The 14256-nt window shown below is 58.6% G+C and carries 16 protein-coding genes; 10 read left to right on the forward strand and 6 right to left on the reverse strand.

Going from position 1 to position 14256, the window contains the following annotated elements:
- Positions 1-49: 49 nt before the first annotated feature.
- Positions 50-538 carry a DUF3015 domain-containing protein gene (locus CAF65_RS23595; RefSeq protein ID WP_085718434.1) on the reverse strand — a complete coding sequence of 163 codons (489 nt, stop codon included), beginning with the start codon at positions 536-538 and terminating at the stop codon, positions 50-52.
- A 276-nt stretch (positions 539-814) separates the two neighbouring features.
- Here CAF65_RS23595 and CAF65_RS23600 point away from each other — a divergent pair, with 276 nt between their 5' ends.
- Positions 815-3253 (forward strand): Lon protease family protein, encoded by a 2439-nt coding sequence (locus CAF65_RS23600; RefSeq protein ID WP_085718435.1) that lies wholly within the window; start codon positions 815-817, stop codon positions 3251-3253.
- A 237-nt stretch (positions 3254-3490) separates the two neighbouring features.
- Entirely contained in the window at positions 3491-3832 is a 342-nt protein-coding gene (locus CAF65_RS23605) for a hypothetical protein (RefSeq protein ID WP_008022519.1), read from the forward strand.
- 6 nt (positions 3833-3838) lie between these two features.
- Here CAF65_RS23605 and CAF65_RS23610 read toward each other — a convergent pair whose 3' ends face one another.
- The gene (locus tag CAF65_RS23610) at positions 3839-5668 is read right to left on the reverse strand and encodes a hypothetical protein (RefSeq protein ID WP_085718436.1); all 1830 of its coding nucleotides are present in this window, start codon (positions 5666-5668) and stop codon (positions 3839-3841) included.
- Positions 5669-5829: 161 nt separating this feature from the next.
- Here CAF65_RS23610 and CAF65_RS23615 point away from each other — a divergent pair, with 161 nt between their 5' ends.
- From CAF65_RS23615 to CAF65_RS23625, 3 genes are all read left to right on the forward strand, one after another.
- On the forward strand, positions 5830-6318 hold the full coding sequence (locus tag CAF65_RS23615; protein WP_085718437.1) for a TIGR00645 family protein: 489 nt from the start codon (positions 5830-5832) through the stop codon (positions 6316-6318).
- A gap of 135 nt (positions 6319-6453) precedes the next feature.
- Complete coding sequence (locus tag CAF65_RS23620) at positions 6454-6744, forward strand: DUF6482 family protein (RefSeq protein WP_085718438.1); 291 nt, start codon at positions 6454-6456, stop codon at positions 6742-6744.
- A 121-nt stretch (positions 6745-6865) separates the two neighbouring features.
- A complete protein-coding gene (locus CAF65_RS23625; RefSeq protein WP_008022510.1) occupies positions 6866-7483 on the forward strand; it encodes an FKBP-type peptidyl-prolyl cis-trans isomerase in 618 nt (205 codons plus the stop codon).
- A 131-nt stretch (positions 7484-7614) separates the two neighbouring features.
- Here the strand turns inward: CAF65_RS23625 and CAF65_RS23630 are convergent, their stop codons facing one another.
- The 3 genes from CAF65_RS23630 to CAF65_RS23640 all read right to left on the reverse strand — a co-directional run bounded on the left by CAF65_RS23630 (position 7615) and on the right by CAF65_RS23640 (position 9589).
- A complete protein-coding gene (locus tag CAF65_RS23630) occupies positions 7615-7872 on the reverse strand; it encodes a hypothetical protein (RefSeq protein WP_085718439.1) in 258 nt (85 codons plus the stop codon).
- 203 nt (positions 7873-8075) lie between these two features.
- Complete coding sequence (locus CAF65_RS23635; RefSeq protein ID WP_008022504.1) at positions 8076-8417, reverse strand: zinc ribbon domain-containing protein YjdM; 342 nt, start codon at positions 8415-8417, stop codon at positions 8076-8078.
- 203 nt (positions 8418-8620) lie between these two features.
- Positions 8621-9589, reverse strand: coding sequence for a polyprenyl synthetase family protein (locus CAF65_RS23640; RefSeq protein WP_085718440.1), 969 nt, complete (start codon positions 9587-9589; stop codon positions 8621-8623).
- Positions 9590-9828: 239 nt separating this feature from the next.
- On the opposite strand from CAF65_RS23640, the gene rplU reads away from it, so the two are divergent.
- The 5 genes from rplU (at position 9829) to CAF65_RS23665 (ending at position 13588) form a co-directional block, all read left to right on the forward strand.
- A complete protein-coding gene (gene rplU, locus CAF65_RS23645; RefSeq protein WP_007950961.1) occupies positions 9829-10143 on the forward strand; it encodes a 50S ribosomal protein L21 in 315 nt (104 codons plus the stop codon).
- 35 nt (positions 10144-10178) lie between these two features.
- Entirely contained in the window at positions 10179-10436 is a 258-nt protein-coding gene (gene rpmA / locus CAF65_RS23650; protein WP_003281574.1) for a 50S ribosomal protein L27, read from the forward strand.
- A 195-nt stretch (positions 10437-10631) separates the two neighbouring features.
- Positions 10632-11855, forward strand: coding sequence for an Obg family GTPase CgtA (gene cgtA / locus CAF65_RS23655; protein ID WP_085718441.1), 1224 nt, complete (start codon positions 10632-10634; stop codon positions 11853-11855).
- A gap of 137 nt (positions 11856-11992) precedes the next feature.
- Positions 11993-13111 carry a glutamate 5-kinase gene (gene proB / locus CAF65_RS23660; protein ID WP_085718442.1) on the forward strand — a complete coding sequence of 373 codons (1119 nt, stop codon included), beginning with the start codon at positions 11993-11995 and terminating at the stop codon, positions 13109-13111.
- A 12-nt stretch (positions 13112-13123) separates the two neighbouring features.
- Entirely contained in the window at positions 13124-13588 is a 465-nt protein-coding gene (locus CAF65_RS23665) for a CreA family protein (protein WP_085718443.1), read from the forward strand.
- Between the two features lie 179 nt (positions 13589-13767).
- On the opposite strand, the gene rpsT is transcribed toward CAF65_RS23665, so the two are convergent.
- Complete coding sequence (rpsT, locus tag CAF65_RS23670) at positions 13768-14046, reverse strand: 30S ribosomal protein S20 (RefSeq protein WP_007970922.1); 279 nt, start codon at positions 14044-14046, stop codon at positions 13768-13770.
- Positions 14047-14256 lie beyond the last annotated feature (210 nt).

Below are 14256 nucleotides of genomic sequence, written 5' to 3' on the forward strand. Positions count from 1 at the left end.
GGTCCAAAAAACAAAACCCGCTTCCCGAAAGAAGCGGGGCAGGTCGAGCTTAAGCTTGAGTCGCGTACTTGGCCAGACGAGGGTCGGCTTTGAGCACGGCCAGGGTATTGGCATGCACGTCTTCGGCAGTCACGTCAGCCTTGTTGAAGATCTGCTGGAAGTGCTCGTGAGTGACGGCGGCGAAATGCGCACGGTCTTCCGGCGCCACGCCCAGTACCACGGCATAGGTGGTCAGCGCTTCGCCCTGACCTTTGGCCATGTCTTCGGACAGCTCGTTCATCATGCCATTCATGGCAAACCAGGATTTGCCGCCATAGGTCAGCGACGCATTGGTCGCGCAACCGTTGGTGCCGGAGGTCATGCCGAAGGTGGCGTTGCCGGAGGTGCCGTTGGTGGTGGATGCCAGGAAGTGAGCCGGAGTGCCACGCTGGCCTTCGAACAGCATGTTGCCCCAACCGCAATCCGGCCCGCCTGGCGCCTGAGCCATGGCGTTGATGGATACAGCGGTGAAGAGAGTACCGAGAAGAATCCGTTTCATAGCTTTGTTCTCTTTAGGTGCCTGCCAATGGACATGGGTCTGGCCCGTCTGGTGCCAGTGGGCCGGTCATTAGTCCAGCCGCGCAGTTTGGAGTTTAGGCACGATCACGGGGTTCCGTGATTTTTTGCAGAACATTCATGGGGAACGGCGGCGAAAGCCCGGCCCGCCTGGGGTTGGCGGATTGACGCTGCTCAGGCCTACGGCGCTCCTTGCCAGTCGGGTATGGGCGGCGCCAGAATGCTGCCATCTGCCCCGCCTGATTGTTAAGGAAGCCCGATGCCTGATCCTGTTGCTGCCAGCTTGCGTCTAGCGCCCGAAGCGCTGACCCGTCCGTTTTCCGCTGAACAGTTCAGCTTCTCTACCACCAATGATCTGGAGCCCTTTCGCGGTGTGCTTGGCCAGGAACGTGCGGTCGAAGCCTTGCAGTTCGGTGTGGCCATGCCGCGCCCCGGTTACAACGTATTCGTCATGGGCGAGCCTGGCACTGGCCGGTTTTCGTTCGTCAAACGCTACCTCAAGGCCGAAGGCAAGCGCCTGCAGACCCCGGCGGATTGGGTCTACGTCAACAATTTCGATGAGCCTCGCGAGCCGCGCGCACTGGAACTGCCGTCGGGCAGCGCTGGCGCGTTCATCGGTGACATCAACGGCTTGATCGACAACCTGCTGGCGACGTTTCCGGCGGTTTTCGAGCATCCGTCCTATCAGCAGAAGAAAAGCAGCATCGACCGCGCCTTCAATCAGCGCTACGACAAGGCCCTGGACGTCATCGAGCGTCTGGCGCTGGAAAAGGACGTCGCGCTGTACCGCGACGCCAGCAATATCGCTTTCACCCCGATGAGCGACGGCAAGGCGCTGGACGAAGCTGAATTCGCCCAGTTGCCGGAAGCCGAGCGCGAGCGCTTTCACGAGGATATTTCGGCCCTGGAGGAGCGCCTGAACGAGGAACTCGCCAGCCTGCCGCAATGGAAGCGTGAGTCGAGCAACCAGTTGCGTCATCTGAACGAAGAAACCATCACCCTGGCCTTGCAGCCATTGTTGTCGCCATTGTCTGAAAAATACGCCGAGAACGCGGCGGTTTGCGGTTATCTGCAAGCCATGCAGGTGTACTTGCTCAAGACCGTGGTCGAGCAACTGGTGGACGACAGCAAGACTGACGCTGTCGCCCGCAAGTTGCTGGAGGAACAATACGCGCCGAGCCTGGTGGTCGGCCACTCGGCCAGCGGCGGTGCGCCCGTGGTGTTCGAGCCGCACCCGACTTACGAAAACCTCTTCGGTCGTATCGAATACAGCACCGACCAGGGCGCGCTGTATACCACCTACCGCCAGCTGCGGCCGGGGGCCTTGCACCGGGCCAACGGTGGGTTCCTGATCCTTGAAGCGGACAAGATGCTCAGCGAGCCGTTCGTGTGGGACGCTCTGAAACGTGCCCTGCAATCGCGCAAGCTGAAAATGGAATCACCGCTGGGTGAGCTGGGCCGCCTGGCCACCGTGACCCTGACTCCGCAGTACATTCCGTTGCAGGTCAAAGTCGTCATCATCGGTGCCCGTCAGCTGTATTACACGCTGCAAGACCTCGATCCGGACTTCCAGGAGATGTTCCGCGTCCTGGTGGATTTCGACGAAGACATCCCGATGGTCGACGAGAGCCTGGAACAGTTCGCCCAGTTGCTCAAAACCCGTACTTCCGAAGAAGGCATGGCACCGCTGACCGCCGATGCGGTGGCACGTCTGGCGACTTACAGTGCCCGTCTGGCCGAGCACCAGGGGCGCTTGTCGGCGCGAATCGGTGACTTGTTTCAACTGGTCAGCGAGGCGGACTTCATCCGCCATCTGGCCAGCGATGAAATGACCGACGCAGGGCACATCGAGCGCGCGCTCAAGGCCAAGGCCACGCGGACCGGGCGGGTTTCGGCGCGGATTCTCGACGACATGCTGGCCGGGATCATCCTGATCGACACCGCTGGCGCGGCGGTCGGCAAGTGCAACGGCTTGACCGTGCTGGAAGTCGGCGACTCGGCCTTTGGTATACCGGCGCGGATTTCCGCCACGGTGTACCCGGGCGGCAGCGGCATCGTCGACATCGAGCGCGAGGTCAATCTCGGCCAGCCGATCCACTCCAAAGGCGTGATGATCCTTACCGGTTATCTGGGCAGTCGTTACGCCCAAGAGTTTCCGCTGGCGATTTCGGCGAGCATCGCCCTGGAACAATCCTACGGTTATGTCGATGGCGACAGTGCTTCCCTGGGCGAGGCCTGTACCCTGATCTCGGCCTTGTCGAAAACCCCGCTCAAGCAGTGCTTTGCCATCACCGGTTCGATCAACCAGTTCGGCGAGGTGCAGGCGGTCGGCGGAGTCAACGAGAAGATCGAGGGCTTTTTCCGTCTGTGTGAAGCCCGTGGGTTGACCGGTGAGCAGGGGGCAATCATTCCTCACGCCAACGTCGCCACACTGATGCTCGACGAGAAGGTGCTGGCGGCGGTGCGAGCGGGGCAGTTCCATGTCTACGCGGTCCGTCAGGCCGACGAAGCCTTGAGTTTGCTGGTTGGCGAGCCGGCCGGCGAGCCGGACGAGAATGGCGAATTCCCTGAAGGCAGCGTGAACGCGCGGGTCGTGGAGCGTCTGCGGGTTATCGCGGAAATGATCAGCGAAGATGATCTGAAAGAAGCCGAGAAGGAGTTGGCGCAAGAGGCTTTGGCGGAAACCAAACCGGCCTGATGCAGTAATCAATGTGGGAGCAAGCCCGCTCCCACATTTGTTTGTGTGGATAACTAGTAAGGCGTCATCGAAATGACGTCAATATTCACGCTATGACCATTCGGCGCCTTTCGGTCTCGCGTGGCCTGCAAGCCAGACTTTTCTTCTATTCTCTGCTCAGGGATATCGAGAGTAATCACAGGATCGAAACAGCCTTCCCGAGGGGGCTGAATACCGGATCTACCGAGGGTCGCCGCCATGTCGCGCAACCTCTGCCTCACCCGTCAATGCCTGGGCCTTGTAACCCGTATCGAGTGTGCCATCCGTCCATTGGCGGGAGATACAGGCATGTGGACTCTGCTGTTCGCCGCCGGAATGGCCGGCGAACAACCTTCGGCCATCAAGGCCCAAGGCCCGTTTCACGGGCCAGTCGTCGCTGAATCAATCCTCGACACCATCGTTGAAAGCCTGACTTTGCACGGCTACGAGTTGGCCGACGATCCGCAAATCTGGTGCCTGCATCTGCAGGCCCAACTGCGGGAAATCAATGGTGGTCGCTGCCGAAACATGGGCGGCTTCGAGTTTCACCCCGAGCACTGAGTCGCACTATTGATCAAGGCGCGTCATGTCGGCCTTGTCGAGTCTGACCTCGAAACCATATTGCACGGTGGCGAGGTCAGTGCGCTGATAGGTTTCCAGGCGTGCAGGCTGCCCGTAGAAGTAATGCACGGCAAACTGCGCCGGACCTTGTGCGCTCGCGCCATGGCTGACCGATAGAATCTCCTTCAAGTAATTACCGCTGTCGTCCTTGGCGAAGAAGCGCCAGTCCTGGGCGGGAAATGCCTTCAGATCCACCACCAGTGCATTGTCTTTGAGTCCAAGGCCTTTGGGCAGTTGACGGGCATCCACAGTTTTTTTGTCGACCGTCGCCAGGAACAGCGGTATCGAGCCCACTGCATAGGCCGGCGTTTGCGGAAACAGATTCAGATCGTAAGTGATGATGCCGCGCATGGGGTCGATCCGGTACGCCTCAGGCGGCAGTTCGATCGGCTCGTCGCGATTGCCGCGATCGTCTTCGGTGAAGAAGCTCACCGGGCTTTCACCGGGATTGAACGATGTGCCAAGCAGTTCATCGTTGAAGCTGCGCAGATGAGTGAACTCGATTCGCGCAGCGCTGGGATCGTCGACTGACTGACTGATGCTGACGTTCTTTTTCAGTTGATCCTCAGTCAGCGTTGCCCCTTTCAGCCAGCTCGCCGCCTGGTCGTCATAGACCACCACGGACAGGTTCAAGGGCTGGATGGTCTTGTCCGTGGTCATGGCATCAAAGCGCCGGATCGGCAGGTCGAGGTCCTTTCGGGTGACGGTTACGGCGGAAAAATCCAGCATGCTGACTTCGAGGGTTTCGATCGTCCCGTTGAAGTACACCTTCGAATAATGTCGAGCCTGCTGTTTCTCGAAGTTGCGTTGCTCTTCGTCGAGCTGTTTTTCCAGTGCCTCGCTCCAGCTCTTTTGCTGTTGCATCTTGGCCAGTTGCTGCTGATAGAAGGCAATTTGTACCGCGGTTTCGTTGATTGAGCCGGCGCGCGTGATGAATTGCCCGGTGCTGTCCCTGGCCTGGACGATCAGCGGCTTCAGCGGTGTTTCACTGACCTCGGGGGCCAGCGGCGCGCTGTTGTTGTATTCGATTTCCGCGTAGTTGTTCGTCAATGTGAGCAGGGTGACACTCAGGTTGTCATCGGTGCGAGTCTGGCCTGTATCCTTTTTCGTCAGCTCGAAGCTGTAGAGGCGGCGTGGCGCGATGACTTCGACTTTGCCTTGCAGGCTCACCGGTTGCGGTTGCTGCTTTCTGTCGATGTCGAGACCTTCGATGAAGGGGTAGGCCACGGTCAGGTCATCGGGGTTGGTCAGGTTGGAGCTCGATGGGCTGAGTTGAATGCCGGGGTCGGTTTCCGACCATTCCGGCTGGAATGGAATCACTCGTTTATTGCTCAGGGTGACCGACTGCCATTCCAGGCCATGGGGAAACAAAAACGTGGCAGGAACGCTGAACGTGAACGGGAACACCGGTTGCAGATCGGTCAGGTAGTCGGAACCGGAGTCCTTTTGCAGCACGAACAACCCGTTGATGTAGGTGTCGACCAGGGCCTGCGGGGTCGGGTAGTGCTTGAGCATGGCGAGGGCGTCTTCGCCGTATTCGGTTTCCAGCGGTTTACTGTCGAGTTTGAGTCGGGCGCGTTCGAGCAGCAGCAGTGAGCCACCCAGCTCCGACACGACATCCTTGAGTTTCGGGTCCTGGATGGCGTCCAGCGACTTTTCGAACTGCGCGGTTTTTTCTTCGAGGCTGACCTGGCGTTTTTCATCGCTGGGTGAGCAGCCGCTTAGCAACAGCGCCAGGCAAATACCGGCACTCGTCAAAGGCAATCGCACATCCATTTCCAGTCTTCCTGTCCGACATCACTGAGCAGTCAATGATTTGGACACTAGCAGAAAAATTTTGATACACAGGCGCAGGTGGCGGATTTTTCGACGGTTTCTGGCCATGGACGGGCGGCTGGTATACTCGCGGCTATTTCCAATCCAACGTGTGAGACTCAATGGAACGCTTTATCGAAAATACAATGTACGCCTCTCGCTGGCTGCTGGCGCCGATCTATTTCGGCCTGTCCCTCGGGTTGCTGGCGCTGGCGCTGAAATTCTTCCAGGAAGTCTCCCACGTCATTCCGAACGTGTTTTCGATGGCTGAGTCGGACTTGATCCTGGTGCTGCTGTCGCTGATCGACATGGCGCTGGTGGGCGGATTGCTGGTGATGGTGATGATTTCCGGCTACGAGAACTTCGTCTCGCAACTGGACATCGACGACACCAAGGAAAAGCTCAACTGGCTGGGCACCATGGACTCTTCGTCGCTGAAAATGAAGGTGGCTGCGTCGATCGTGGCGATCTCGTCCATTCACTTGTTGCGCATCTTCATGGACGCCAAGAACGTCGATCCTGAGCATCTGCAGTGGTACGTGATCATCCACATGACCTTTGTGGTCTCGGCATTCGCCATGGGTTACCTGGACAAAGTCACCAAGCACTGATCCATTGCCGGCCCCATGAAACACGCCGCCCGTCTGTTGCAAAACAGACGGGCGGCGTCGTTTGTGGCTTGTGCTTTGATGCGCCGAGGCCTATCTCTGTAATGAGATTGGCTCGCTACTGCGTGAGGTGCGCTCATGAACCTGCAAGAATTGAATGCGTATGCCGTCGCCGGGAAGGTTGATGAGCTGAACCTGATCTCCATGGAGGGAGGCATTTACCTGCTTGAGGCGCGTATGCACGGAGCGGCCTATCCCTTGAACGATACGCCCGGTCACACGATGCAGTTGCGCTCGGTGGAGCATGCCCGTGATGTGCTGCGCTCCTTTCCCAAGTTGCACTTCAATCTTGTGCACACGGTCGTGCATGACGAGATGTGCGGGCTGGTTGCCGATGTTGAGGAAAACCTGAAGGTGCCGATCGCCTGACGTCCCTCATCAATGACATGACATCTGTGCTAGTCTGCTGGCCCTTTTGGTTCCGGGCGCTCCGGGGCGCGCTGTGTACGCATGGCAAGTTCCCGAGCCGTCCGCACAGCGGAGCAGTGTCATGTCCGAAGTAAATCTGTCCACCGACGAAACCCGCGTCAGCTACGGTATTGGCCGTCAGCTGGGCGACCAACTGCGCGACAACCCGCCACCGGGCGTAAGCCTGGACGCGATCCTGGCAGGTCTGACCGACGCATTCGCCGGCAAGCCAAGCCGTGTGGGCCAGGAAGAAATGTCCGCCAGCTTCAAGGTCATCCGCGAAATCATGCAGGCCGAAGCTGCAGCCAAGGCTGAAGCGGCTGCTGGCGAAGGCCTGGCCTTCCTGGCTGAAAACGCCAAGCGTGAAGGCATCACCACTCTGGCTTCCGGCCTGCAGTTCGAAGTCCTGACCGCTGGCGAAGGCGCCAAGCCATCCCGTGAAGACTCCGTGCGTACTCACTACCATGGCACCCTGATCGACGGCACTGTGTTCGACAGCTCCTACGAGCGCGGCCAGCCTGCAGAATTCCCGGTTGGTGGCGTGATCGCCGGCTGGACCGAAGCCCTGCAACTGATGAACGCCGGCAGCAAATGGCGCCTGTACGTGCCGAGCGAACTGGCTTACGGCGCTCAAGGCGTTGGCAGCATCCCGCCGCACAGCGTACTGGTGTTCGACGTCGAACTGCTCGACGTTCTGTAAGTCGCGCCATTACCTGTAGGAGCGAGCATGCTCGCGATGGGCGTCAACGATAACGCGGCCATTCTGAATGAACGCGGTGTCTTTGAGTTTTTCGCGAGCAGGCTCCCTCCTACAGGGTCTTGCGGTGATTTTCATATTTCGATCTTGTGGTGCAGTTCACTGTGCGGGCGCAACGCCCGGGCATAGCAGAACAGAAACAGGTTACGCACCACTTCCTTGAGCACCACCGGCTCGTTGGAACTCAAGCCATTGAGATCCAGATCACCCTGATCCTGCAGCTCGCTCAAGGCTTCCTCTTCCAGTACGGCACAGACTTCCCCGGTTTCCCGGTGCAGGATCCTGAGGTAAGGGTGTGGTCGGTCCAGCCAGGCATCGATCAAATAAGTCATGGTTCTCATCTCCATCGAGGGTTTTATGAGAATAATTCCTATTCGTAAAATAGCAAGGGCCTATTGGCGGTTTGCGCTTTTTCCGGGTAGAGATTGCGTCAGGTCAAAACGACTGGCGTTTGGCTATTGGGAGGGTTTGCTGGGGGAAGCTGGGGAGGGTGGGGCGCCATCCCACGCCGGGCGCGGGATGGAGGGCAGCAGGTTCAGACTTTTCTGACGAACTCGGACTTGAGTTTCATCGGGCCAATGCCGTCGATCTTGCAATCGATGTCGTGATCGCCATCGCACAGGCGGATGTTCTTGACCTTGGTGCCGACCTTGACCACCAAAGACGTACCCTTGACCTTGAGGTCCTTGATCACGGTGATGGTATCGCCGTCCTGCAGGACATTGCCGACTGAATCCTTTTTCACTGCGTCATCGGACGCCGCTTCGGCTTCACCGTTGGCGGACCATTCGTGGGCGCACTCGGGGCAGATCAGCTGGGCGCCGTCTTCATAAGTGTATTCGGAATTGCATTTTGGGCAGGGTGGCAGCGTGCTCACTAAGGCTCCTTGGATTCAGGATCGCTAAAAAGCGCACATTGTATAGGGTTTTAGACGGGAGAGGGCACAGTGCAGGAAAACCTGTGGGGAACAACCCTGTGGGAGCGAGCTTGCTCGCGATGGCGTCCTTTCAGTCAACAACAATGTTGAATGTAAGTGCCTAATCGCGAGCAAGCTCGCTCCCACAGGGTTTTGCAGTGTTGTCAGTGTGTACGCGCGACCGCAAACTCACTCAATTCAACCAGTGCATCGCGGTATTCGCTGGAAGGCAGTGCTTCGAGGCACTTGATCGCGCGGGCCACATAGTCTCGGGCCAGTTGCGCGGTGTACTCCAGCGAGCCCGAGGCTTCCACGGCTTCTCGGATGCTTTCCAGGTCTTCGATTCCGCCTTTCTGGATCGCTTTGCGTACCAGGGCGGCCTGCTCCGGCGTGCCTTCACGCATGGTGTAGATCAGCGGCAGGGTCGGCTTGCCTTCGGCCAGATCATCACCGACGTTCTTGCCCAGGGTTTCGGCGTCGCCTTTGTAATCAAGCAGGTCGTCGACCAGCTGGAAGGCCACTCCCAGGTGATCGCCGAATGTACGCAGGGCTTCGGCCTGCTCAGGCGTGGCTTCGCACAGGGCGGCAGCACTGTGGGTCGAGGCTTCGAAGAGCATCGCGGTCTTGCCGCGGATGACCTCCATGTAGGTTTCTTCGGTGGTGCTGGCGTCACGCACCTTCGACAGCTGCAACACTTCGCCTTCGGCGATGATGCGCGTGGCTTGCGAAAGGATCTTCATCACTGGCATGGAGCCCAGCTCGACCATCATTTCGAAGGAGCGCGAATACAGGAAATCACCGACCAGCACGCTAGGCGCGTTGCCCCACATGGCGTTGGCGGTCGAGCGGCCACGGCGCATGCCGGACATGTCGACCACGTCGTCATGCAGCAGGGTAGCGGTGTGCAGGAACTCGATGGTGGCGGCCAGCAGGCGCAGGTCGTCACCTTCCCGGCCCAGGGCCTTGCCACATAGCAACACCAATAAAGGACGCAGGCGTTTGCCGCCGGCCGAGGTAATGTAATCGCCGATTTTCGATACCAGCGGCACTCGGGAAGTCAGCTGCTTCTTGATGATGCCGTCGACGGCGCTAAAATCGTCCGCGACCGCGCGGTAGAAAGCTTGGGGTTGCATCAGCGACAGTCGCTCCAGAAGGGTTGCGCGGCATGCTAGGACCCACGCCTGCAGGTGTCAAGGCGCGATGGACGGCCCCTTGCAAGGCTGGCGTGGCTTGCGTACAATCGCGCACCCTGAACTTCCTGGGCAGCACCTGCCTTACGCAATTGCAAGTCGGCCTCCAGCCCCATGCAGCCATGCCAGCCAATACCTCTTCTTATAAAGAGCTGGGTGAGCAGGATTATCGGAGAAATACCATGTCTTATGCAGTAATCGTTACTGGCGGCAAGCAGTACAAAGTCGCCCCAGGTGAATACCTGAAGATCGAAAAACTGGAAGTCGCTACCGGCGAATCCGTTACCTTTGATCGCGTTCTGTTGGTTGCCAACGGTGACGACGTGAATATCGGCGCTCCAGTTGTTGCTGGCGCTACCGTTGTGGCTGAAGTGATCTCCCAAGGTCGTCACGATAAAGTCCGCATCATCAAGTTCCGTCGCCGTAAGCACCACATGAAGCGTATGGGCCACCGCCAGTGGTACACCGAGATCAAAATCACCGGTATTCAGGCTTAATTTCAGCCTAATTCCTCACTAGGAGAATTGAACTCATGGCACACAAAAAAGCTGGTGGTAGTACCCGTAACGGTCGCGACTCAGAAGCCAAACGCCTTGGCGTGAAGATGTATGGCGGCCAGGCTATCAAGGCAGGCAACATCATCGTGCGTCAGCGCGGCACCCAATTCCACGCTGGCTACGGCGTTGGCATGGGTAAAGATCACACCCTCTTCGCTAAAGTCGAAGGCGTGATCAAGTTCGAAGTAAAGGGCGCCTTCGGTCGTCGTTACGTGAGCGTAGTCGCAGCTTAATTGCGCGATCGCTGGAAAAGCCCTGTCTCGCGACGGGGCTTTTTCGTTTGTGGGGTGAGTCTCTTGCAAAGCTGTTTGTATGGGCTGTCGGCGTACGATGTAGGTGTCGTGGTTTGGGGTCGCTGCGCTCATTTTTGCAAGAGTCTTATGTCTTGATTGTTTTTCGGCTCGTCCGTATGGCGAGAGGCGTTTGTTATGAAGTTTGTTGATGAAGTATCGATTCGAGTAAAAGCCGGTGACGGCGGCAATGGCTGCATGAGTTTCCGTCGCGAAAAATTCATCGAAAACGGCGGCCCTAACGGTGGTGATGGTGGTGACGGCGGTTCCATCTACATGATGGCTGACGAAAACCTCAATACCTTGGTGGACTACCGTTACACCCGGCACTTCGATGCCGAGCGTGGCTCCAACGGCGGCAGCACCGACTGTACCGGCAAGAAGGGCGAGGATCTGATTCTGCGTGTACCCGTTGGTACCACGGTGATCGACTCTGCCACTCAGGAAGTGATCGGCGATTTGACCAAGGCTGGCCAGAAACTGCTGGTGGCACACGGCGGCTGGCACGGCCTGGGCAACACCCGTTTCAAATCCAGTACCAACCGTGCTCCGCGTCAGACTACGCCAGGCAAGCCGGGCGAGCAGCGTGACCTGAAGCTGGAAATGAAGGTGCTCGCGGACGTCGGTCTGCTGGGCTTGCCGAACGCCGGCAAAAGTACCTTTATCCGTTCGGTATCGGCCGCCAAGCCGAAAGTTGCCGACTATCCGTTCACCACGCTGGTGCCGAACCTGGGTGTGGTCAGTGTCGATCGCTGGAAGAGCTTCGTGGTCGCGGACATTCCGGGTCTGATCGAAGGTGCTTCCGACGGCGCGGGCCTGGGGATTCGCTTCCTCAAGCACTTGTCGCGTACTCGCCTGCTGTTGCATCTCGTCGACATGGCGCCGCTGGATGAAACCAGTGCTCCGGACGCCGCAGAAGTCATCGTCAGTGAGTTGACCAAGTTCAGCCCGTCCCTGGCGGAGCGTGATCGCTGGCTGATCCTGAACAAGTGCGACCAGATTCTGGATGAAGAGCACGATGCTCGCGTCCAGGAAATCGTCGATCGCCTGGAGTGGACCGGTCCGGTCTACGTGATCTCGGCCATTGCCAAGCAAAACACCGAGCGCCTGTGCCACGACATCATGCGTTACCTGGAAGATCGTGCCGATCGCCTGGCTAATGACCCGGCTTACAAGGAAGAGTTGGCCGAGCTCGATCAGCGCATCGAAGATGAAGCTCGTGCCCAGTTGCAGGCGCTGGACGACCAGCGTGCCCTGCGTCGCAGTGGCGTGAAGTCGGTCCACGACATCGGCGACGATGATTGGGACGAAGAAGATGTGGATGACGAAGACGGTCCGGAAATCATTTACGTGCGCGACTGATTCGTTGAGATAAACTTAAGCGCCGCTCAATCGAGCGGCGTTTTGGTATCTGGAAATCGATCGTTGGTCACGAATAACCACGAATAATGTCACGGGCAGTGCCAGGTCGTGCTGCCCTCAAGCTAAGGTTGAAGATGATGCGGAGCAAGGTGACAGGTGCGCAGCGTTGGGTCGTGAAGATCGGCAGCGCTTTGCTGACGGCGGACGGCAAGGGCCTGGATCGCGCGGCAATGGGTGTCTGGGTTGAGCAGATGGTGGCCTTGCATGAGGCGGGTGTCGAGCTGGTGCTGGTGTCCTCCGGGGCGGTGGCTGCCGGTATGAGCCGTTTGGGCTGGACCTCGCGACCCAGTGCGATGCACGAGCTTCAGGCCGCTGCTGCAATCGGTCAGATGGGGCTGGTGCAGGCCTGGGAGTCGAGCTTTGCCGAGCATGGCCGGCATACCGCGCAGATTCTCCTGACTCATGACGACCTGTCGGACCGCAAGCGCTACCTGAATGCCCGCAGCACCTTGCGTGCGCTGGTCGAACTCAAGGTCATTCCGGTGATCAACGAGAACGACACGGTGGTCACCGACGAAATCCGTTTTGGCGACAACGACACCCTGGCGGCGCTGGTGGCGAACCTGGTCGAGGCGGATTTGCTGGTGATTCTGACGGACCGCGACGGCATGTTCGACGCTGATCCGCGCAACAATCCGGATGCCCAGCTGATTTACGAGGCGCGAGCCGATGATCCGGCGCTTGACGCTGTGGCGGGCGGTACCGGTGGTGCGCTGGGGCGTGGCGGCATGCAGACCAAGCTGCGCGCTGCGCGTCTGGCGGCGCGATCCGGTGCTCACACCATCATCGTCGGTGGGCGGCTTGAGCGCGTACTGGATCGCCTCAAGGCGGGTGAGCGCATTGGCACCTTGCTCTCGCCGGAGCGCGGCATGCTGGCGGCGCGCAAGCAGTGGCTGGCCGGTCATCTGCAAACCCGTGGCACCCTGGTGCTGGATGCCGGTGCCGTGATCGCGTTGTCCGAGGGCAACAAGAGCTTGCTGCCGGTCGGAGTCAAATTGGTTCAGGGCAGCTTCCGTCGTGGTGAGATGGTGGTCTGCGTGGCGCCGGACGGTCGTGAGATTGCTCGTGGCCTGGCCAACTACAGTGCGCTGGAAGCGCAAAAAATCATCGGTCAGTCGTCCGACGCGATTGTCGGTCTGTTGGGTTACATGGCGGAACCGGAACTGGTTCACCGCGATAACTTGATTCTGGTTTGAAGGAATACCTGGATGCGCGTGGCAAAAGGATTGTTGGGTCTGTTGCTGGCGATGCCGCTGCTGGCTTCGGCCGAAGAGATCGGTCAGGTGTCGACGGTGTTCAAGTTCGTCGGGCCAAATGACCGGATTGTGGTCGAGGCATTCGATGATCCCAAGGTCGACGGTGTGACCTGCTACCTGTCGCGCGCCAAGACTGGCGGGGTGAAGGGTGGTCTTGGTTTGGCCGAGGATCGTGCCGAAGCGTCTATCGCTTGCCGGCAGGTCGGGCCTATCAGCTTCAAGGGTGAGCTCAAGGATGGCGATGAGGTGTTCAAGGAGCGCACGTCCCTGGTGTTCAAGACCATGCAGGTGGTGCGCTTCCTCGACAAGAAGCGCAATACGCTGGTGTACCTGGTTTACAGCGATCGCTTGATCGAAGGCAGTCCGCAGAATGCGGTGACGGCGATTCCGATCTTGCCCTGGGCGAGCGCCCAATAATCTGACGCAATTCAAGCTGTGGGAGCGAGCTTGCTCGCGATGACGGATTAGCATTCAGCATCTGCATTGGCTGGATATCCGCTATCGCGAGCAAGCTCGCTCCCACGGTTTTTAGTATCCATCAAATCGCAGGCAATAAAAAACCGACCCTGAGGTCGGTTTTTTAATAAACGGGTCGCTTAGGCAGCAGCGGCAACGTTCAGGGCCTTGACGTGGCCATTCAGGCGGCTCTTATGACGAGCGGCCTTGTTCTTGTGGATGATGCCTTTATCGGCCATGCGGTCGATAACTGGCACAGCCAGAACGTAAGCGGCTTGAGCTTTGGCAGCGTCTTTTGCGTCGATGGCTTTAACTACATTCTTGATGTAGGTACGAACCATGGAACGCAGGCTGGCGTTGTGGCTGCGACGCTTCTCAGCCTGTTTTGCACGTTTTTTGGCGGAAGGTGAGTTGGCCACCGTCGAGCTCCTCGAAAGACTTTTTAGGAAATAGCAAACAAAATAGGCCGCGAATCATGCCGATGAGTTGATGTGTTGTCAAGGGCGGTTGATGCGTTCCGCTGAGTGGTCGATCTAAAGAGGCGGGATATTTATTTCCGGCGCTTGACCTGTAAACTCGCGAGCTTTGGCTCTGTGCTGTTGCGGCGCGGAGTATCGCATAAGTGGGCG

Origin of the sequence: Pseudomonas sp. B28(2017), from assembly GCF_002113025.1 — a bacterium.
Classification (GTDB): domain Bacteria; phylum Pseudomonadota; class Gammaproteobacteria; order Pseudomonadales; family Pseudomonadaceae; genus Aquipseudomonas.

Bases quoted from the DNA above. Each gene is read 5' to 3' on its own strand.
- CAF65_RS23595 (WP_085718434.1), bottom strand. From the start codon at position 538: ATGAAACGGATTCTTCTCGGTACTCTCTTCACCGCTGTATCCATCAAC.
- CAF65_RS23600 (WP_085718435.1), top strand. From the start codon at position 815: ATGCCTGATCCTGTTGCTGCCAGCTTGCGTCTAGCGCCCGAAGCGCTG.
- CAF65_RS23605 (WP_008022519.1), top strand. From the start codon at position 3,491: ATGTCGCGCAACCTCTGCCTCACCCGTCAATGCCTGGGCCTTGTAACC.
- CAF65_RS23610 (WP_085718436.1), bottom strand. From the start codon at position 5,668: ATGGATGTGCGATTGCCTTTGACGAGTGCCGGTATTTGCCTGGCGCTG.
- CAF65_RS23615 (WP_085718437.1), top strand. From the start codon at position 5,830: ATGGAACGCTTTATCGAAAATACAATGTACGCCTCTCGCTGGCTGCTG.
- CAF65_RS23620 (WP_085718438.1), top strand. From the start codon at position 6,454: ATGAACCTGCAAGAATTGAATGCGTATGCCGTCGCCGGGAAGGTTGAT.
- CAF65_RS23625 (WP_008022510.1), top strand. From the start codon at position 6,866: ATGTCCGAAGTAAATCTGTCCACCGACGAAACCCGCGTCAGCTACGGT.
- CAF65_RS23630 (WP_085718439.1), bottom strand. From the start codon at position 7,872: ATGACTTATTTGATCGATGCCTGGCTGGACCGACCACACCCTTACCTC.
- CAF65_RS23640 (WP_085718440.1), bottom strand. From the start codon at position 9,589: ATGCAACCCCAAGCTTTCTACCGCGCGGTCGCGGACGATTTTAGCGCC.
- rplU (WP_007950961.1), top strand. From the start codon at position 9,829: ATGTCTTATGCAGTAATCGTTACTGGCGGCAAGCAGTACAAAGTCGCC.
- rpmA (WP_003281574.1), top strand. From the start codon at position 10,179: ATGGCACACAAAAAAGCTGGTGGTAGTACCCGTAACGGTCGCGACTCA.
- cgtA (WP_085718441.1), top strand. From the start codon at position 10,632: ATGAAGTTTGTTGATGAAGTATCGATTCGAGTAAAAGCCGGTGACGGC.
- proB (WP_085718442.1), top strand. From the start codon at position 11,993: ATGCGGAGCAAGGTGACAGGTGCGCAGCGTTGGGTCGTGAAGATCGGC.
- CAF65_RS23665 (WP_085718443.1), top strand. From the start codon at position 13,124: ATGCGCGTGGCAAAAGGATTGTTGGGTCTGTTGCTGGCGATGCCGCTG.